Raw genomic sequence first — 19,315 nt, forward strand, 5'->3', positions numbered from 1 at the left:
AGGTCATCTTCCCGCCGCGCCCTACTTTTCCATCATCTCGACATAGACCTGCAGCGTCTCTCGCGTCATCCGCTCCAACGAGAATTGTCCCTCGACATGGGCGCGGGCGCGGCGCGCCATGGCTTCGCGGGCGGAGGCGCCCAGAGTCAGCGCGGTATGCAGGGCGTCGGCGAGAGCCTCCGCGTCGCCCGCTTTCACGCGCCAGCCGGTGCGCCCCTCGGGCGAGGATTGCGGGGGGCTGAGAACGGTCTCCGGCACGGCGCCGAGGTCCGAGACGACGACGGGCGCACCCATGGCCTGCGCCTCCACCGCGGTGCGCCCGAACGCCTCGGGCTCGGTCGAAGGAACGGCCACGACCGAGGCCGCCAGAAAGGCGGCCGGCATGTCGGCGCAATGACCGACGCGCGAGGCGATTCCCTTGAGCCCGGCTTTGCCGATCAGCGTATCGAGTTCCTTGACATAGCCGCCTCGGCCCTGGGGGTCGCCCGCCATAATGTAGCGAACGCCCTCCAGCCCCCGTTCCTTGAGCCGGCGCGCCGCTTCGATCAGCACCTTCTGCCCCTTCCAGCCGGTCAAACGCGCGGCGATCAGGACGATGCGCTCGTCGGGCGCGACATCCCAGGCCTTGCGCAATCGCGCGACCCGGGCGGGCTCGACGGCGCCGGGCGCAAATTTCGAGAAGTCCGTGCCGCGATGAATGACGCGCAGCCGCGCCCGCGCCCACGGATAAAAGCGCGTGATCAAGCCGGCGGTATATTCGGAATTGGCGATCACGACATCACCGCGCGCCATCACCGAATTGTAGCGCAGCTTGAGAGCCGTCCGCCCGGCATAGGCGCCATGGAAAGTCGTGACGAACGGGACCCGCGCGATGCGGCACGCCATCAGCGCGACCCAGGCCGGCGCTCGCGAGCGGGCGTGAACGATATCGACGCGCTCAGCGATGATGAGCCGCGCGAGGCGGCGCGAATTCAGCAGCATCGAAATGGGATTTTTGGCGGCGGCGGGAAACGGGATCAGCAGGCCGCCGACGGCCTGCAATTCGCTGGTCAGCCGGCCGCCCTCGGACGCCACCAGCGCGCGCGCGCCAGCCGCCACCAGCGCCGCGGCGATGTCGATCGTCGTGCGCTCAGCGCCGCCCGCGTCGATGCGTGGAACGATCTGCAGGATCGTACGCCCGGCGAGCGATGCGCGCTCGCCCCGGCCATAAGGCGCAAGATCAACCGCGGTCATTGTTGACACAACCGCGCACGCGCGCGAAGTCTGCGCCGCGCGCTCCTTCCCCCCTTTCGGGGGCAGGCGTCATGCGGCGCATTCGTCCGCGACCTTCGCTCACGCGCAGGCTCCCTACCTCCGCAGGGGGAGAATGGGCGTTCTTGTTCAGTAAAAAACGAATCATGGGGCCAGATTAGGTTTGAGCGACGCAGAACTGCAATTCCTCGATCTTGGCGCTGGCGACGACGCGCGCCGAATCGCCTTTCGCCGCCGCGCTTCGCAAGGGCAGGATCGCGCCGGGCTTGTCTGGCTTAGCGGCTTCAAATCCGACATGACCTCGACCAAGGCTCAAGCGCTTGACGACTATTGCACGAAATCGGATCGTGCGCTGTTGCGCTTCGATTATTCGGGCCACGGCGCCTCGGGCGGCCTGTTCGAGGCGGGCACGGTGACGCGCTGGCTGGAGGAAACCCTCGCCCTCATCCGCGCGGCGACAACCGGTCCGCAGATTCTCGTCGGCTCCTCGATGGGCGGCTATCTCGCTTTGCTCGCCGCCCGCGCCCTGGGGCAGGCGGGCGAAGCCGCGCGCCTCGCCGGCATGGCGCTGATCGCGCCGGCGGTCGACTTTACGCAGGCCCTGATCTGGGAAAGTGCGCCGACGGAGGCGCGCCGCGCGATCATGGAGCAGGGCGCATGGGCGCGTCATTCGCCCTATTCGCCCGAACCCTATCCCATCACCAAAGGCTTGATCGAGGACGGCCGGCGCCATCTGCTGCTCGGCGGCGCCATCCGCACGCATTGTCCCGTGCGCATCCTGCAAGGCATGCAAGACGCGGACGTGCCCTACCGACACGTCATGGCGCTCGTCGAACATATTGCGGGCGATCCGGTGACGCTGACCCTGATCAAGGATGGCGACCATCGCCTTTCGCGTCCCGAAGACCTGGCTTTGCTGATCGCGGCGATCGAGAGCCTCTCCTAGATCGCTCTATTGCGTCAATAAGCGACTTTAGGATTTCTTGGCGCCGAAACGATGCAGGCCCGCGCCATGCGTTTTGAGCCATTCCTCGGCTCGATCGGTTTCCGGAAACAGCCGGCGCGTCACTTTCCAGAAAGCGGGCGAATGATTCATGTGGACGAAATGAGCGACCTCATGCGCCGCAAGATAATCCAGCACGTAGGGCGGCGCCAGGATGAGCCGCCAGGAGAAATTGAGTGCGCCCGTCGATGAGCAGGAGCCCCACCGGCTGGTGGTGTCGCGCAAGGTGAGGCGCCGCGCTTCAACGCGAAGCGTCTTGGAATGGCGGGCGACAGCCGCCTCGAGATCGCGCCGCGCCTCGCGTTTGAGATAGTCGGCGACGCGGCGCGCGACATGCGCGAGATCGCCCGCGACGCAGATCGCCGGTCCGGCATCGCCTTGCTCGGTCCAGACGACGCCGCGCGCGCCAGGACGATGGACGATCGTGTGATCGACGCCGCGCAGGGGCGTGACGGAATGCGGCTCGAACGTCACCGGTCTTGGCAACCGCGCCAGCCGCACGCCAATCCATGCCGCATGACGCTCGGCAAATTCGCGCGCCGATTTCAGCGAGCTTCGCGCCGGCATGGTCAGCACGACGTCGCGCGTCGCACCGCGCACGCGCAAGGTGAAGCGACGCGCGCTGGACAGCCGCTTCAGCGCGACGCGATAGGTCGCGCCGCTATGGGCGACGTCCAGATGCGCGACAGGGGCGCTCGGCGTTCGACTCTGGAAGAGACGCAGCATGATTCTTTTGTATCGCAAGCGCGCATTGAGTCGCTAGTGCAAGCTTGCATCAGCGCAGTGCAAATTGCGGCTCGGATGACGGCTTAAGTAAGGTCGGCAGACCTGCCGCGACAAGCACGACGCCGTCGCAAGCGCGCGCGACATCCTGATTGAGCCTGCCCTGCCAATCGCGAAACTCGCGGCCGAGCTTGGTTTCCGGCACGATGCCGGCCCCCACTTCGTTAGAGACGAAAATAACCGGACCGTTCAACCGGGCAATCGTCGTGCACAGTTTTTTTACTTCTTGCGCAAGATCGGCTGCCGCGAACATCGCATTGGCGAGCCATAAAGTTAGGCAATCGACGAGGACGACGCGTTCGGCGAGCGCCTGCGCCTCGAGCGCCGCGCAAAGCGCCACCGGTTCCTCCAATGTCGTCCAGCCGGCGCCCCGCTCGGCTTTGTGGCGGGCGATTCGCACCGCCATTTCTTCGTCGCCCGCCGATCCCGTGGCGAGATAGAGACGCTCACGCGCGCCCTGCTCGGCGAGCGCAAGGGCATAGCGGCTCTTGCCAGAGCGCGCGCCGCCGAGCACAAGCAGGCTGCGGCATTCGATCGGCGGCGGCGGGGATGCGTTCATGCGTCGTAACTCTCCTGGGTGATCGCCCCTTCTCCCGATTCTCGCGAGAAGGGAAAGAGGGCGACTTCTGGCGCTTAATAGTCGGTGCTAGAAGGCTTGTCGCAAGAATCTGAACGGCAGGCCGATGAATCCGATTTTCGCCGATATTGGCACCAGCGTCTTCGAAGTCATGTCGCGGCTGGCGCGCGAGCGTCGGGCCGTCAACCTCGGCCAGGGTTTCCCTGACGATCCCGGCCCGGCCGATGTGCGGGCCAAGGCGGCCGAAGCCGTTCTCTCGGGCTGGAACCAATATCCGCCGATGATGGGATTGCCGGAGTTGCGCGAGGCGATAGCCGCTCATTACAAGCGCTTCCAGGGGCTCGATCTCGACGCCGCGAGCGAGATCATGGTGACGTCGGGGGCGACCGAGGCGCTGGCCGGCGCGCTTCTGGCCCTTTTGCAGCCCGGCGATGAAGTCGTGCTGTTCCAGCCAATGTACGACGCCTATCTGCCGCTCGTGCAGCGCGCCGGCGGCGTTGCGAAGCTCGTCACGCTCAAGCCGCCGCACTGGACCATCGGCGAGGCGGACCTCGCCGCCGCCTTCTCGCCGCGCACCCGCGTCGTTCTCTTCAACAATCCGCTCAATCCGGCTGGAATCGTCTATGATCACGAGACTTTGGCGCTGCTCGCGCGCTTCTGCGTCCGATATGACGCGATCGCGCTATGCGACGAGGTCTGGGAACATGTCATTTTCGATGGCCGCGTCCATATCCCACTGATGGCGATGGAAGGCATGCGCGAACGGACCGTCAAGATCGGTTCGGCAGGCAAGATTTTTTCGCTCACCGGCTGGAAAGTCGGGCTCGTCTGCGCCGCTCCGGCCATCATGCGCGTCATCGCCCGGGCGCATCAATTCATCACCTTCACGACGCCGCCCAACCTGCAAAGCGCCGTCGCCTACGGCCTGATGAAGGACGATTCCTATTTCACCGAGATGCGCGCCGCCTTCCAGCGCAGCCGCGATCGCTTCAGCGCCGGTCTCGTCGAGCGCGGCTTCCATGTACTGCCAAGCCAGGGAACTTATTTCGTCAATATCGACATAGCGGCGCTTGGACGCGACGACGACGTCGCATTCTGCAAATGGCTGGTCGAGGACCATGGAGTCGCGGCCATCCCGGTCTCGGCCTTCTACGCGCATGACGCGATCCGCACGGTCGTGCGCTTTTGTTTCGCCAAGCATGATTCGACGCTCGACGCCGCGTTGGCGCGGCTCGACAATGTCGCGCGGCTGGGCCGCGGCGATCAATTGAACCGCCCGAAAGAGATTGAAAGCTCGCCTTGACCTCGCGCTCCCTGCTTTTGTCGACCTTTGCCATGCTCGCGCTGCTGACGCCGGCAGCCGCCGACTCACCCTTCGCGCCGCCGCTTCAGGCCAAGCCGACATTCCTGCGCCTGCTCGCCTTCGCCGATTATTTCGATGCGCAGGCGCTCGAGGAATTCGAGCATGAGAGCGGCTTGCAGATCGCCTATGACGCCTATGACGCACCCGAATCAATCCCCGACAAATTGCGCGAGGGTCCTTATGATCTTGTCGTGCTGCCCGGGCCCGTTCTGCGTCAGCAAATCGCCAACGGCGCGCTGCAAAAACTCGATCGCGCCAAATTGCCGCATGTCGCCAGCGCCGCGCCCGCCATCGCCGCCAAGCTCGCGGCCTACGACCCGTCCGGGGTTTATGCGATAACCTATATGTGGTTCGCATCCGGATTGTTGTACGACGCCGACGCGGCGCCCAAGCGTCTGGGAGCGCCGCCGGCGTCATGGAGCGTCCTCTTCGCACCCCAGCTCGCCCTTCGCCTGTCCGATTGTGGAATCGCGACGCCCGATGGACGCGACGACCTGTTCATGGCGGCATGGCGGTCCACCAATCCAAGACTCGCCAAAATGAACGCGCTCGACGTCAAGCGCGCGGCCGATCTCCTCGCCCGCCTGAAGATGGGCGCGCGCGCTTTTGCGGTGCGCGATTATGTGGGCGCCCTGGCGAATGGGTCCGCCTGCCTCAGCATGGGGCGGATGGACGACGCCACGCTCGCTATCGCCCGCGCCAAACAGGGGGGGCGCGACGCCGACATCCGTTTCGTCGTGCCGAGGGAAGGGGCGCCCATGTCGCTCGACGCCCTAGCGATCCCCAAGGATGCGCCGCATCTTGCGGAAAGTTATGCCTTGCTCGACTTTCTGCTGCGGCCCGACATCGCCAAGCGCAACGCGCACGCGACCGGCCTTTCCAGCGGCGACGATGCTGGCGACCCCGACATCGTGAAACAATTGTTTCCCACCGGCGGCGTCGACGCCAGCCTTGCGCCAATCATTGAAAAGGAATGGGAGCGAATCAAGGCGCCCCCCCAGCCGGAAAAGATCGCTCCGCCAGCCTCAGCCCAAAAGCCGCAACGAGCGAAAAAGAAATCATGAACGTCGCTCCACAGCGGAAGCCGCCCGGGCCATTCGACGTGTTTCGAGTCATCACGATCTGACGGAGCTTAATCACGCATGGCCGACAAGCAGCCCAATATTCTCATCGTCATGGTCGACCAATTGGCGCCCGCCTTCCTGCCGATCCACGGGCATCGAGTCGTCAAGGCGCCCAACCTCGAAGCGCTGGCGCGCAATGGAATTGTCTTCGATAGCGCCTATTGCAACAGCCCGCTCTGCTCGCCTTCGCGCGCGGTGTTCATGACCGGCCGCCTGCCCTCCCATTCGGGCGTCTACGACAATGCCGCGGAATTTCGCGCCGATATCCCGACCTACGCGCATTATCTGCGCAACCTCGGCTATCGCACAATCCTGTCCGGCAAAATGCACTTTTGCGGCCCCGACCAGTTGCACGGATTCGAAGAGCGCCTGACGACCGACATTTACCCCGCCGATTACGGCTGGACGCCCGATTGGGATCATCCGCACGAGCGGCCGGACTGGTACCATAATATGAGTTCGGTGACGCAGGCGGGGCTATGCGTGCGCACCAATCAGCTCGATTTCGACGACGAAGTCGTGTTCACCGCCGAACGCGCGCTCTACGAAATCGTGCGCTCCAGCGACAAGCGCCCTTTCCTGCTCGTCGCTTCGCTTACCCACCCGCACGATCCTTTCGCGATTCCCGAGCGCTACTGGAGCCTCTATCGCGACGAGGATATCGATATGCCAGGGCCGCCCGTCGCGCGCGAGAATTACGATCCGCATTCCCTGCGCTTGCGCCACGTCTGCGCGATGGATGCGCAGGAGATCACCGACGACCAGATCCGCGCCGCCCGGCACGCCTATTACGGCGCGATCTCCTATGTCGACGACAATCTCGGCCGGCTGATGGAGGCTTTGCGCGCGACCGGGCTCGCCTCAGACACGATCGTCGTCTTCCTGAGCGATCATGGCGAAATGCTCGGCGAGCGCGGGCTCTGGTTCAAGATGAACTTCTTCGAAGGGGGCGCGCGGGTGCCGCTGGTAATCGCCGCGCCGCAAAGATTTGCGCCGCGCCGCGTCGCCGCGAGCGTTTCGCTGGTCGACCTCCTGCCGACGCTCGTCGACCTGGCGGGCGGCGATTGCCCAGCACTCGGCGCTTCGACCGATGGGCGCAGCTTGCTTCCCCATCTGGAGGGCGCCGGCGGTCACGACGAAGTCATCGGCGAATATCTCGCCGAAGGCGCGATCGCGCCGATCGTCATGATCCGCCGCGGGTCTTGGAAATTCATCCATTCGGCGGCTGATCCCGACCAGCTCTATGATCTCTCTTCCGATCCCGGCGAGCGCGACAATCTGGCTGCGCGGAGCGAGCACGCCGAACGCGTCGCGCAATTCAGAGCGGAAATTGCGAAACGATGGGATCTTGCGGCGCTGGATGCTGAGGTGCGCGAAAGCCAGCATCGCCGCCGCATCGTCGATGCGGCGCTGACGAAAGGCGAAGCGCATTCGTGGGATTTCCAGCCCTACCGCGACGCTGCGCGCACTTACATGCGCAACACGATTCCACTCGACGATCTCGAAGCCATGTCGCGTTTTCCTCCCGTCGCCGCCCCCGAATAGAACGCGGGCGCAGCGCCAGCTTTGCGCCTTAACGGCGCGCGCTGCATCTCACGCAGCAAGAATCGGAGGGACAGAGGGCCTTCGTCGCGTTAGACCCCTCGTAACGAGGGCTGGAAGCGCCATGACAGGCAGCGTGAACAAGATGATGACGCCCCTCGAATGGGGCATGTTGCTGCTGCTTGCGCTATTTTGGGGCGGCTCGTTCTTTTTCGTCGGAATCGCGGTCAAGGAATTGCCGCCCCTGACGATCGTCGCGCTCCGGGTCTCGCTTGCTGCGGCGATCCTTTGGCTATGCGCGCCGGCGCTCGGCCTCGTCATGCCGAGGGGCCGGGAAGCGCTCACCGCCTTCCTGATCATGGCGCTCATCAACAACGTCATCCCGTTCTGCCTGATCGCCTTCGGCCAGACGCAGCTCGCCAGCGGTCTCGCCTCGATCCTCAACGCCACGACGCCGCTGTTTACGGTGCTGGCCGGCCATTTCCTGACCGCAGACGAGCGGCTGACTCCGCAGCGGCTGGCGGGCGCCTTATGCGGCCTGCTCGGCGTCGCCGGCATGATCGGCCCGCAGCTTGTCGAGGGGCTTGGCGGCGGCGTGCTGGCGGAACTGGCCATTCTGGGCGCGGCAGTGAGCTACGCCTTCGCCAGCATATTCGGCCGTCGTTTTCGCCGCTTGGGAATCAACCCGATCGCGACTGCGACAGGTCAGGTGACGGCCTCGAGCCTGATGCTGATCCCGATCGCGCTTCTCGTCGATCGCCCCTGGGCCCTGCCTATGCCGGGGGTGGCGACATTCGCCGCGATCGCCGGGCTCGCCTCTCTTTCAACCGCTCTCGCCTATATCCTCTATTTCCGCATTCTGGCCAGCGCTGGAGCAACCAATGTGGCGCTTGTCACGCTTCTAGCGCCGGTGAGTTCGATTCTGCTCGGTGCGATTGTCCTGCATGAACATCTCGCGCCCAGGCACTTTATCGGGCTGGCGCTGATCGGCCTCGGGCTCGCCTGCATCGACGGTAGACCCCTGAGGGCCTTAGGGATCGCCCGGAGCGCTTGAGCGCCCGCGCGGTTAACCACGACAGCGCTGAGGGACGCCCTTCCCGCTTTACCAGCAATGGCGACTCCCCTTCCCCGCGCCGCCACGCTATGCTGAACCGCGCGGGGAACAGGACATGGCGATCGAGCGCAAACAGCCGCAGAACATTGCCGAACGCGCCGCGCATCGTCGCGGGCAGCGCCCGGCCCTGCGTCAGGCTGAGGATATGTGGCGGCGCGAAACCTATTGCCTGCCGCGACCCGAGGCGCGCGAAAAAGCGCTCGAATGGTTCGATCTCTATCCAAAAGCCGCCTATATGACCGAAATAGAGTTCTGGCGTGAGCTGGCGGACGGTCGGATCGAATTCACCATCCGGCGCCTGCCGAGCGCGGACTAAGCTTTCGCGCGGGATTGGCTTCCGTCCGTCCGCCACGCTGAAAGGCGGCGGCACGGGGCGCGCGGCGAAGCTTTGCTGTCCCCTTTGCAAACGATTCGTGACAGTCTTTCTTTCCGTTTGTTGGCGCTGTTTCGCAGAAAATCCGTAGCTTATAATTTAAATAAACAATTTATTTACCTAGATAAACTGTGGACGAGAAAGATAAAAATTTAATATACACCGCGATCGACCAGGCTTGTTGCGTCGCACTTTCAGAGATCACGGCTTAAATTTGGAACCCCATTACTTGCGCATAATTGCCAGATTTTGGCCACATTGGGCCATCCATTAGTGACCCATCCGCAACAGACTTTCGACACGATCATCGCTATACGTCTGTCCACGCTGGCGGGGCGGCAATGCTCCCGTGAGGCCAATGCCGGTTCCGATGCGGAACCATCCATGTCTGCGAGTGTTTTATTCCCTGAACGGTCATGTCGCGCGTTGAGGGAAATGTGATGAAAATGGAGATTGTAATGAAAAAGATCCTGACTGCGGCTCTTCTGGCAAGTGTCGCGACCTCGGCTTTCGCCGCTGACTTGCCTTCGCGCAAGGCTCCCCCGCCGGCCCCGGTCTATTATGCTCCTCCGTTTAGCTGGACCGGCTTCTACGTCGGTATCAACGGCGGCGGCGGTTTCACCGACGTTCGGGGCAACCAATTCATCGGCGGAGGTTCGGTGTTCGGCAGCCCCAGCGGCGGCATCGTCGGCGGACAAATCGGCTACAATTATCAAATCAATCAGCTCGTCCTCGGCGTCGAAGGTCAGCTCGATTGGGCCGATCTCAACCGGAGCCGCACTTTCGCTGACGGCTCGTCCGACAAGCTCAACGTCAACACGCTCGGAAACGTCCTGGCTCGCGTCGGCTACGCCTATGACCGCACCTTGTTCTATGTGGCGGCCGGTTATGCTGGCGGCGACGTTCACGCCGGCGCGTTCAACGATACATTCACCGGCCTTAGCTATGGCGGAAGTTCGGGATGGCAGAGCGGCTATGCGGTTGGCGCCGGCGTCGAATACGCCGTCACCAACAATATCTCGGTGAAGGGCGAATATTTGTTCTCGCAGCTCGAAGGCAAGACCTACTACGGCGGTTCACCGGATGTCGTGAAGGCTGGACTCGACATCAACACCTTCAAGTTGGGCGTCAACTACAAGTTCTGAGTTGACAAAAATTCGTGAATGAAATCAAGCCCGGCGGGGCGTCTCGCCGGGCTTTTTCGTGGCCGCTCAGGCAGGCGGCGAAAAGCGCGTCTCTTCAAAGGCCGGCACGGCGGCGGCGAAGGCGGCGAGCCATGCCGCAAGGCGCGGATAGCCGGCGCGCCATCGGCCGGCGAAGCGCAAGTCGAGATAGCCCAGAGCGCAGGCGAGCGCGATGGCGCCGACGTCGCGCGCGGCGGTCTCGGGAGGCGCCGCCTCCAGCGCCTTGAGCCCGCGCTCGACCTTTCCCGACTGGTGATCCAGCCATTTGGCGACATGCTGGCCCGGCTCGCGAAAACGGGTCTCGTAGACCTGCAACAGGGCGGCGTCCGCGATCCCGTCGGCAAGGGCTTGACGGGTGAGCGCGCTAAAGCGCGGACCAGGCGCGGCCGGAATGATCTGGCCGCCTCCCGCCAGCCAATCGAGATATTCGAGAATGACGGCGCTGTCGTAGAGGACCGCGCCATCCTCCAGAACGAGCGCGGGGATTTTGCCTAACGGGTTTTGCAGCCGCAGCGAATCATGGGCGTCATTGGTGTCCGCCGGAACAATTTCGATTCGCTCGGTCAAACCCAGAATCGCTGCGGCGATCTTGACTTTCCGGCCAAAAGGCGATGCGGGAGACGAGCGTAAAACGAGCATAAGAATCCTCCATAAGACGGCGATCAGGCCGCACAGCGGCAAAATTTGCAAGCTTGGAGCCATGCGCCGCCTGCAAGCATTTGTTGCCGGGCAAGGGCGGGCGCCCATATAAGACAGAACTTCTCTCATTGGCCCGGCTTGCCGAAAGTCAGGCCTTCAGTCAGGCGAGACCTATGTCTGGATTGGACTCTGCGGATCACGAGCGCGTGGTGATTATCGGTTCGGGACCGGCCGGCTATACGGCGGCGGTCTATGCGGCGCGCGCTATGTTGGATCCCCTCATGCTGTCCGGCTTCGAGCCAGGCGGTCAATTGATGATCACCACCGATGTCGAGAATTATCCCGGCTTTGCGGCGCCCATCCAGGGCCCTTGGCTGATGGAGCAGATGCGCGCGCAGGCCGCCCATGTCGGCGCGCGGATCGAAAACGAATATGTCACGAGCCTCGATTTGAGCCGGCGGCCGTTTCGCATTCAATGCGACAGCGGACGCGCCCTCACCGCCGACACGATCATTCTGGCGACCGGCGCGAAGGCAAAGTGGCTGGAATTGCCGAGCGAGCAGGCTTTCAAGGGCTATGGCGTATCCGCCTGCGCGACATGCGACGGTTTTTTCTTTCGCGGCAAGAAGGTCATTGTCGTGGGCGGGGGCAATTCGGCCGTCGAGGAAGCGCTGTATCTGAGCAATATCGCCTCCCACGTGACTGTGGTTCATCGTCGCGACTCCTTCCGCGCCGAAAAGATTCTGCAGGACCGCTTGCTCCAGCGCGCCAATGTCGAGGTGAAATGGAACCGCGCGGTCGAGGAAGTGCTGGGCGGCGGCGAGCCGCTCGGCGTCACGGGCGCGAGGGTGCACAATTTAAAAACGGGCATGCGCGAAGACATCGTCGCGGACGGAATTTTCGTCGCCATCGGCCATGCGCCGGCGAGCGAATTGGCGCGCGGGCAATTGACGCTGAAACCGAACGGCTATGTGCAAACGGCGCCGGGCTCCACGGCGACAAGCGTCGAAGGCGTCTTTGCGGCCGGCGACGTCGCCGACGATGTTTTTCGTCAGGCTGTCACGGCGGCGGGCCTCGGCTGCATGGCCGCGCTCGAGGCTGAACGCTGGCTCGCGGCGATGCCTCGAGTTCAGCAGGCGGCGGAGTGATCGAAGCAGGTCCAGGGTTTTGCCTGCGCCCTGCGCCGGTTTGCGCGAAGAAAACGCTATGCGCAAGGCAATGGCCGCTGTTTCGTTGAGAAGCAGCCAAGGGCCGGGCGGGGGGAACAATGGATTGGGACAAGCTGCGCGTTTTTCAGGCGGCCGCCGACGCCGGCTCGTTCACCCATGCGGGCGAGACTTTGGGCCTCAGCCAATCGGCGATCAGCCGTCAGGTGAGCGCGCTCGAACAGGATCTGGGCACCCCGCTCTTTCATCGGCACGCGCGCGGACTGATTCTGACCGAACAGGGCGAATTGCTGCTCAACACCGTCCAGGACGTGGTGCTGAAGCTGGAGGCGGTCCGGAGCCGTCTGATCGACAGCCGGGAAAAGCCGAACGGGGAATTGCGCGTGACGACGACGCTCGGGCTCGGCGCCAATTGGCTCGCGCCGCGCCTTGGCGAATTTCTCGAGCTTTATCCCGAAATCAAGCTGCAGCTTCTACTGGCCGACGACGAGCTGGATCTGGGCATGCGCGAAGCCGATGTCGCGTTGCGGCTGAAAGAACCCTCGCAGCCCGACCTCATTCGCCGTCGCCTCTTCACCGTGCATTTCCACGCCTATGCTTCCGCCGATTATCTGAAGCGATACGGCCAGCCGCGTTCGATCGGCGATCTCGACGCCCATCGTTTGCTGGCCTTCGGCGCGGCGACGGCCAGCCATCTCCTGTATGATCTCAATTCGCTATTGACGATTGGGCGCGACCCGCGCAATCCGCGCACGCCTCATATCGCCGCCAACAATCTGGGCGCGATCACCCGCGCTGTCGAACATAGCGTCGGCATCGCAGTTCTGCCCGATTATTGCATCACGCCGGATTCCGGGCTCGTTCGCCTGCTGCCGCAGGCCGACATGCCGGAAATGGAATGTTTTCTCGTCTATCCCGAGGAAATGAAAAACGTCGCCCGCGTCCAGGCGTTTCGCGACTTTCTCGTCTCGAAGGCGCAGCGCTGGCGCTATTGAAAGCGCCGGGCGTCCGTCCGCCCCTCAGATAGAGAGCCGTCGGTCAGGTTTTCTCGACCTGACCGAATTCCAGATCAACCGGCGTCGCGCGCCCGAAGATCGACACGGCGACCTTGACACGCGAACGCGCCTCGTCGATTTCCTCGACGGTGCCATTGAAGGAAGCGAACGGGCCGTCGGCCACGCGCACCTGCTCGCCGATCTCGAAACGGATCGAAGGCTTGGGCCGCTCGACGCCGTCAGCCACCTGTCCCTTGATGCGCTCGGCCTCATTGTCGGGAATGGCCATCGGCTTCTTGTCGGCGCCGAGGAATCCGGTGACTTTCGGCGTGTTCTTGATGAGATGGTAGACGTCGTCCGTCAGATCGCATTTCACCAAGACATAGCCCGGAAAGAACTTGCGTTCGGAGCTAACCTTGCGGCCGCGCCGCACTTCGACGACCTGCTCGGTCGGCACCATGATTTCAGTGAATTTCTCGGCGAGGCCACGCTGCGCGGCCTGCTCTTTGATCGATTCGGCGACCTTTTTTTCGAAATTCGAATAGGCGTGGACGATATACCAGCGCATGCTCATGTCGGCATCCCAAACAAAGTCCCAAAGCGGCGCGCAACGCGGCGGGGCGGCGCGGCCGGATTAAAAAGAAGCGTCGCTTCAGCCATGTCGGCCAATTCCCAGAACGAGTCCCACGAGGTAGCGCAAGGCCCCATCGATCGACACGAAAAACAGGCTGGCGAACACAACCATGAGCAGGACCATGCCCGTGGTGATCAGGGTCTCGCGCCGCGTCGGCCAGATGACCTTCGACGCCTCGGAGCGCACCTGCTGAATGAATTCGAACGGATTGGCCATTCTTCGTTTTCCAGGGAAATATTCGTTTTCCGGGACCGTCGGCGCGACGCCTAAAGCCGCGATGCGCCCGGCCACAAAAATTCGCGGCGCGGAACCTCTCGGTCGCGCGCCACAGCAACGTCATATAGGATGATGCGCCAATTAGCCAAGAAAAATATGAGGTCATAGAGCCGCGAGCCCAAATTCCGGCCTTTTCCCTCCTCATTTGCGGCGTGGGAGGCCATCAGCGGCCCCGACGACGGCCCTTCTTCTTCACGGTTGGCGCGCGGGACGCGACGCCTAACGGGCGAGTTGGCATGCCGCCTCTTTCCGCATAATCATCGCAGGCGCGGCTGGGCGAATTTTGGTTGGCCCTCCCTGATTCCCATCGGAATGAAAAGCAAACAATGACGCTGAAAGTCACCTCGAAGCGGCCGGGCGCCAGGGTTGGCCAGGAAACATTGGCCTCAGCGGTCTACGAGCAGCTCCGACAGGACATTCTGACGGTCGCCCTGCCCGCCGAATCCAAATTGAACATTCGTGCCCTCTGCGATCGGTTCGCGGTCGGCCTCAGCCCGGTGCGTGAGGCGCTCAGTCGCTTGTCGATGGAAAATCTGGTTCTGCAGGTCGATCACCGCGGCTTCACGGTGGCCCCGCTATCCCTGGCGGATTTGCAGGATCTGACGAAGGCCCGCGGCTGGATCGATGGCATGGGCCTGCGGCAATCGATCGAGATCGGCGATGCGGCCTGGGAAGAAGGCCTGCTTGTTTCCTACCATCGACTGTCGCGGACGCCGCGATTCGCCAGCGAGGACAACAGAACGCGAAGCGCGGCCTGGGAAACCGCGCATAAGCAGTTCCATCAGCAATTGGTGGCGGGGTGCGGTTCGCGCTGGTTGACGACAATCAGCGGTCAGCTTTTCGAAGCGGCCGAGCGCTATCGCCATCTGGGGCGTCTGGCCGGCAAATCGCGCATGAAAGAGGACGAGCATCGCGGCATCATGGACGCCGCGCTTGCGCACAAGGCCGATCTCGCGGTCCAGTTGCTGGCCCTTCATTTCAACAAGACCGCCGAACTGGTCATGGCGGTTATGGGTCAGAGCGCGCATGCCTCGACCGGCCGGCGCGAACCGGCCGCGGGACGGCGTTCACGCGCGCAAGGCTGATCAGTCTTCCCTAAGAAAGCGCTCCAGTGTCATCGGATTGGGTTTGGGCGAGGCGGCCGTCACCTCGCTGCCTTCGAACGGCGTCGCTTGCTCGAACCATCGGCTTCGCGCGGGCATGCCCCAGGGATAAGCGACCGCGGGATCGTTCGGGTCCCACCGGACCGGCTCGTTTTCCAGATCCATGACCTGGTAATGGGTGTTGAAGAGTTCGATCCGGTGCCCGTCGGGATCGCGGAAATAAACGAATTGCGCGTGTCCCGGTCCGTGCCGTCCCGGCCCGCGCTCGACTTTCGCGCCAAAGCCAAGTTCGCCGGCCGTGTCGCAAGCCCGCAAGAGATGCTGCGTCTCGGGAGCGACAAAGGCGAAATGATGCATCCTCGGGCCATCGCCATGGAAGAAAACGAGGTCGTGCGGATTGCCCTTGCGCTGCAGAAAAACCGCACGGATATGGTCGTCGTCCGGCGCCACATATTCGGTGAGCCAAAAGCCCAGGCTCATATAAAATTCCAGCGCCAGGCGCAGGTGCGGCGTCAAGAGCTGGATGTGATCCATCCGCAATCCGCAGCCGCCCTTATGGCGCTGAAAGCTGGTGATCTGACGTGGCTGAACCGGCATGCGCGAACAGAATTCAAGCTGCATCCCGAAGGGATCGACGACATGCAAGGTTTTGCCCTGATGGGCGACCTCGGCCCATTGGACGGGGCAGCCGCGCTGCTGGAAGAACGCATGCGCCTTGATCAGGTCCTCGTCGGTCAGCACGCGCAGGCCAATCTGTTGACACCGGGGCGCGGAGCCGCTCTTGCGAAGCACGAGACTGTGGTGACAGGCTTCTTCCACGCCGCGAAAATAAAGCGCGTCTTCGGTCGCCAGCGTCAGCACAAGGCCGATCACTTCTTCATAGAAGACCCGGCTGGCGCCGAGGTCCGCTACGGTCAGCGCGATATGGCTGGCGCGCGTGATATTGAAAGGCGGATCCAAAACGATGGATGGCAAAGGCATGCAAGCCCCTCGGAGAACAGTTCATGGATCGGCCGGCCCTTGGGCCGGATCGGGTTGGCGAAACGGATCGCGATCAGGAGTAAAGACACCCGATTCCGACAATATCCTTCCCGGAGGAAAACAAAGCCACAGCTTGCGCGAAGGCGCAAGAAATAATCGATCATTTTGCCTTGATTGCAAAATGATCGATCTATATGGAATCGCAAATGGGTCGGTCTTTGCACGCCGACGATCGTCTGGCATCGCCGGCAAGACAGCGGCATTGACCTTTTTCGGGAGCCGATTCGCATGAAAATTACCGCCGCGGTCGCGCGAGGCGTTGGGCTCCCGATGAGTCTCGAGAATGTCGACATCGAAGAGCCGCGCGCCAACGAGGTTCTGGTTCGCATGGTCGCGACCGGCATCTGCCACACCGATATGGCGATGCGCGATCACAAGATCTACCCGATCCCGCATCCCTCCGTCCTTGGCCACGAGGGCGCCGGAATCGTCGTGCGCGCCGGCCGGGATGTGACCAAGGCGGCGCCCGGCGATCGCGTCGTGCTCAGTTTCGGCTCTTGCGGCCATTGTCCGTCCTGCGCCGCGCATCATCCGAGCTATTGCCACCATTTCAATGAGATCAATTTTTATGGCGACCGGGGCGACGGCACGACGCCCTTGTCGCAGAATGGCGCGCCCGTCAGCCTGTTCCAGACGCAATCGTCCTTCGCCACCCATGCTGTCTGCGCCGAGCGCAATATCATTGTGGTTCCCTCGGACGCATCCCTCGACCTGATGTGCCCCCTTGGCTGCGCCGTGCAGACCGGCGCCGGCGGAATCATCAATTCGCTGAAAGTCGGCGCGGGCCAATCCGTCGCGATCTTTGGTACGGGATCGGTCGGATTATGCGCCCTGATGGCTGCGAAAATGGTCGGAGCCGGAATCATCATCGCGATCGATGTCGTCGACCAGCGCCTCGCCCTGGCGCGGGAGCTTGGCGCGACGCATACGATCAATCCCTCCCGGGAATCGATACCCGACGCGGTGCGCCGCATCACAGGCAATGGGGTCGACTTCACCTTCGAGACGACAGCCAGCATGAAGCTGCTGCGGCAGGCGACCGACGTGCTTGCGCCGCGCGGAATCTGCGGCTTCGTCGGCGGCATTCCGGCGGGAACCGAAGTCACGCTCGACGTCGAGCATATGATGGTCGGCGGCCGCACGTTTCGCGGCATTATCCTGGGCGACAGCGATCCGGAGATCTTTCTGCCGCGCATGACCACAGCGATCGCGTCCGGAAAATTTCCGATCGACAAGATCATCACCCGCTATCCCTTCGAGCGGATCAACGACGCGATCGCCGATTGCGAAGCGGGACGAACCGTGAAGGCCGTGCTCGAATTCGGCGCGGCGGCGGCGTGAGCGCGATGACCTATGATGTCGCGATCGTCGGCTATGGTCCGGTCGGCGCCATTCTCGCCAACCTGCTCGGGCGCGACGGTCATTCCGTCCTCGTCGTCGATCAGATGCTCGACATTTTCGACAAGCCGCGCGCCATCAACATCGACCACGAAGTCATGCGCGTCCTTCAATCGGTCGGGCTGGGAGAAGCCGTCAACCGGATCGTCACGCCGCATCTGGGCACGGATTTCGTCGGCCTCGACGAACGGCTGATCAAAATATTCAATCCGATCGAGCCGCCCTATCCGCTGCATTGGCATCCCAACCTGATGTTCATCCAGCCCGAATTCGAACCGATCCTGCGCGATGGGGTCAAGCGCTTCGCCCGGGTCGACATTCGCCTGGGATGCAAGGCCTTGAACGTTGCGCAGAATGACGAAGAGGTCGAACTGGAGATTCAGGAGCGCGATGGAGTCGCGCCCCGGACAGTGAGGGCGCGCTATCTCGTGGCTTGCGACGGCGCCGCCAGCCCCATTCGCAAGCAATTGGAAATCGCGCAGGACAGCCTCGGATTCGACGAATGGTGGACGGTGGTCGACGCCTGGCTGCGCCGCCCGACGCCTTTGCCAAAACGCACAACGCAATTCTGCCTGCCTGCCGGGCCGACGACCTATGTCGTAGGGCCGCGCGATCTGCGGCGCTGGGAATTGAAATTGCTGCCCGGCGAAACGCCCAGAGATTTCGAGGATATGGATTGGGTGCGCCGGCGCCTTGCGCCATTTGTCGATCCCGACGCGATCGACCTATGGCGCGTCGCCACCTATCGGTTCCACGCGCTGGTGGCGCGCCGATGGCGGCGCGATCGCATCTTTCTTGCCGGCGACGCCGCGCATCAGATGCCGCCGTTCATGGCGCAGGGCCTCTGTTGCGGCGTTCGCGACGTCGCCAATCTCGGCTGGAAACTGAGCGGCGTCCTGCGGGGCGCCTATCCCGAACCATTTCTCGAAACCTATGAAGTGGAGCGCAAGCCCCACATCCGGCAACTGGTCGGCACGGCGAAAAATCTGGGCGAGATCATCGGCGAACTCGATATCGACAAGGCGAGGGAGCGCGACCGGCTGCTCGGCGATGAGGTCGATAGCGGACGCTCGATCACCATCCGCCAACAGCTCATCCCCGATCTCACGGCGGGCCTGATCGCCCGTGGCCCGGACGGCCAACCCGCGCCGGCGGCCGGAAGCCTTTTCCTGCAGCCGCAGGTGCGGGTCGGGCGCGAGCCGCCGGCTCTTCTCGACGATGTCATCGGCGAGCGGTTCGCGATTGTCGCGCTAGGCGCCGCGCGCGCGTCATGGCTGCATGGAACGCCGCGCGAGATTCTCAAACGGCTCGGCGGCGTCGCAATGATCCTGATTCAGGGCGGCGATGCAAGCGATCGCCTGGCCGATGACATCGCCTTCGTCGACGCGACAGGCATCCTGGAGCAATGGATGAAGGACGGCGACCGCTTCGCCCTTGTCGTGCGTCCCGACAAATTCATCTACGGCGTCGCGGGCAGCGCCGAGGCGCTCCACGCGCTTTGCCTGTCGCTGGAAGCGGGCGTTTTCGGCAAGACGTAAGGGCTCATAGCAGAACTCTCCGAGCATAACCTCGTGGGCGTCCCTACCTGCCGTCATGGCCGGGCTTGTCCCGGCCATCCACGCCGTGCCGCCGATGCTAACTTCACAAGTTGCTTGCAGCGCCGCCGCGTGGATGGCCGGGACAAGCCCGGCCACGACGTCCTGAGGTTTGTGTATTCATGCGATCGAAGAGGCGTACTTTCGGAGCCGT

General features: G+C 63.2%; 19 protein-coding genes. 12 read left to right on the plus strand and 7 right to left on the minus strand.

The genetic code is table 11. The annotated features are described in order from the left end of the window. Window positions 1–21: 21 nt before the first annotated feature. Window positions 22–1,233 (minus strand): glycosyltransferase family 4 protein, encoded by a 1,212-nt coding sequence (locus GSQ90_RS28765; protein ID WP_158818428.1) that lies wholly within the window; start codon window positions 1,231–1,233, stop codon window positions 22–24. Window positions 1,234–1,414: 181 nt separating this feature from the next. On the opposite strand from GSQ90_RS28765, the gene GSQ90_RS28770 reads away from it, so the two are divergent. Continuing rightward, entirely contained in the window at window positions 1,415–2,197 is a 783-nt protein-coding gene (locus GSQ90_RS28770) for a carboxylesterase (RefSeq protein ID WP_158818429.1), read from the plus strand. Window positions 2,198–2,224: 27 nt separating this feature from the next. Here the strand turns inward: GSQ90_RS28770 and GSQ90_RS28775 are convergent, their stop codons facing one another. Both GSQ90_RS28775 and cobU read right to left on the minus strand, forming a co-directional pair. After that, on the minus strand, window positions 2,225–2,980 hold the full coding sequence (locus GSQ90_RS28775) for a M48 family metallopeptidase (protein WP_158818430.1): 756 nt from the start codon (window positions 2,978–2,980) through the stop codon (window positions 2,225–2,227). Between the two features lie 49 nt (window positions 2,981–3,029). After that, window positions 3,030–3,596 carry a bifunctional adenosylcobinamide kinase/adenosylcobinamide-phosphate guanylyltransferase gene (gene cobU, locus GSQ90_RS28780; RefSeq protein WP_158818431.1) on the minus strand — a complete coding sequence of 189 codons (567 nt, stop codon included), beginning with the start codon at window positions 3,594–3,596 and terminating at the stop codon, window positions 3,030–3,032. Window positions 3,597–3,720: 124 nt separating this feature from the next. Between cobU and GSQ90_RS28785 the strand changes: the two genes are divergently transcribed. The 6 genes from GSQ90_RS28785 (at window position 3,721) to GSQ90_RS28810 (ending at window position 10,275) form a co-directional block, all read left to right on the plus strand. Beyond that, entirely contained in the window at window positions 3,721–4,917 is a 1,197-nt protein-coding gene (locus tag GSQ90_RS28785) for an aminotransferase (RefSeq protein ID WP_158818432.1), read from the plus strand. Continuing rightward, window positions 4,914–6,041, plus strand: a complete 1,128-nt coding sequence (locus GSQ90_RS28790) for an extracellular solute-binding protein (protein WP_158818433.1) — start codon at window positions 4,914–4,916, stop codon at window positions 6,039–6,041. Before GSQ90_RS28785 ends, GSQ90_RS28790 begins: the two co-directional genes overlap by 4 nt. A gap of 78 nt (window positions 6,042–6,119) precedes the next feature. After that, window positions 6,120–7,646: a choline-sulfatase gene (gene betC / locus GSQ90_RS28795; RefSeq protein WP_158818434.1), complete on the plus strand. Its 1,527-nt coding sequence runs from the start codon at window positions 6,120–6,122 to the stop codon at window positions 7,644–7,646. A gap of 121 nt (window positions 7,647–7,767) precedes the next feature. Then, window positions 7,768–8,697, plus strand: a complete 930-nt coding sequence (locus GSQ90_RS28800; RefSeq protein ID WP_158818435.1) for a DMT family transporter — start codon at window positions 7,768–7,770, stop codon at window positions 8,695–8,697. Between the two features lie 115 nt (window positions 8,698–8,812). Continuing rightward, complete coding sequence (locus GSQ90_RS28805) at window positions 8,813–9,073, plus strand: hypothetical protein (protein WP_158818436.1); 261 nt, start codon at window positions 8,813–8,815, stop codon at window positions 9,071–9,073. A 515-nt stretch (window positions 9,074–9,588) separates the two neighbouring features. Beyond that, window positions 9,589–10,275 (plus strand): outer membrane protein, encoded by a 687-nt coding sequence (locus tag GSQ90_RS28810; RefSeq protein ID WP_158818437.1) that lies wholly within the window; start codon window positions 9,589–9,591, stop codon window positions 10,273–10,275. 66 nt (window positions 10,276–10,341) lie between these two features. On the opposite strand, the gene GSQ90_RS28815 is transcribed toward GSQ90_RS28810, so the two are convergent. After that, window positions 10,342–10,953 (minus strand): glutathione S-transferase N-terminal domain-containing protein, encoded by a 612-nt coding sequence (locus GSQ90_RS28815; RefSeq protein WP_158818438.1) that lies wholly within the window; start codon window positions 10,951–10,953, stop codon window positions 10,342–10,344. A gap of 173 nt (window positions 10,954–11,126) precedes the next feature. Here GSQ90_RS28815 and trxB point away from each other — a divergent pair, with 173 nt between their 5' ends. Next, entirely contained in the window at window positions 11,127–12,101 is a 975-nt protein-coding gene (trxB, locus tag GSQ90_RS28820) for a thioredoxin-disulfide reductase (RefSeq protein ID WP_158818439.1), read from the plus strand. Between the two features lie 119 nt (window positions 12,102–12,220). Further along, a complete protein-coding gene (locus tag GSQ90_RS28825) occupies window positions 12,221–13,114 on the plus strand; it encodes a LysR family transcriptional regulator (protein WP_158818440.1) in 894 nt (297 codons plus the stop codon). A 43-nt stretch (window positions 13,115–13,157) separates the two neighbouring features. On the opposite strand, the gene nusG is transcribed toward GSQ90_RS28825, so the two are convergent. Then, window positions 13,158–13,688 carry a transcription termination/antitermination protein NusG gene (gene nusG / locus GSQ90_RS28830; protein ID WP_158818441.1) on the minus strand — a complete coding sequence of 177 codons (531 nt, stop codon included), beginning with the start codon at window positions 13,686–13,688 and terminating at the stop codon, window positions 13,158–13,160. A 78-nt stretch (window positions 13,689–13,766) separates the two neighbouring features. Next, the gene (gene secE / locus GSQ90_RS28835; RefSeq protein ID WP_158818442.1) at window positions 13,767–13,964 is read right to left on the minus strand and encodes a preprotein translocase subunit SecE; all 198 of its coding nucleotides are present in this window, start codon (window positions 13,962–13,964) and stop codon (window positions 13,767–13,769) included. A gap of 386 nt (window positions 13,965–14,350) precedes the next feature. Between secE and GSQ90_RS28840 the strand changes: the two genes are divergently transcribed. Then, window positions 14,351–15,109, plus strand: coding sequence for a GntR family transcriptional regulator (locus tag GSQ90_RS28840; protein WP_158818443.1), 759 nt, complete (start codon window positions 14,351–14,353; stop codon window positions 15,107–15,109). Here GSQ90_RS28840 and GSQ90_RS28845 read toward each other — a convergent pair whose 3' ends face one another. After that, the gene (locus tag GSQ90_RS28845; protein WP_158818444.1) at window positions 15,110–16,108 is read right to left on the minus strand and encodes a VOC family protein; all 999 of its coding nucleotides are present in this window, start codon (window positions 16,106–16,108) and stop codon (window positions 15,110–15,112) included. Between the two features lie 288 nt (window positions 16,109–16,396). Between GSQ90_RS28845 and GSQ90_RS28850 the strand changes: the two genes are divergently transcribed. Together GSQ90_RS28850 and GSQ90_RS28855 are read left to right on the plus strand one after the other, a co-directional pair. Next, window positions 16,397–17,509 carry an NAD(P)-dependent alcohol dehydrogenase gene (locus GSQ90_RS28850; RefSeq protein ID WP_158818445.1) on the plus strand — a complete coding sequence of 371 codons (1,113 nt, stop codon included), beginning with the start codon at window positions 16,397–16,399 and terminating at the stop codon, window positions 17,507–17,509. Window positions 17,510–17,514: 5 nt separating this feature from the next. Next, window positions 17,515–19,104 (plus strand): bifunctional 3-(3-hydroxy-phenyl)propionate/3-hydroxycinnamic acid hydroxylase, encoded by a 1,590-nt coding sequence (locus GSQ90_RS28855; RefSeq protein WP_246731846.1) that lies wholly within the window; start codon window positions 17,515–17,517, stop codon window positions 19,102–19,104. Window positions 19,105–19,315: the final 211 nt, after the last annotated feature.

It is taken from the genome of Methylocapsa sp. S129, assembly GCF_009765995.1.
In the GTDB taxonomy this organism is placed as follows: domain Bacteria; phylum Pseudomonadota; class Alphaproteobacteria; order Rhizobiales; family Beijerinckiaceae; genus Roseiarcus.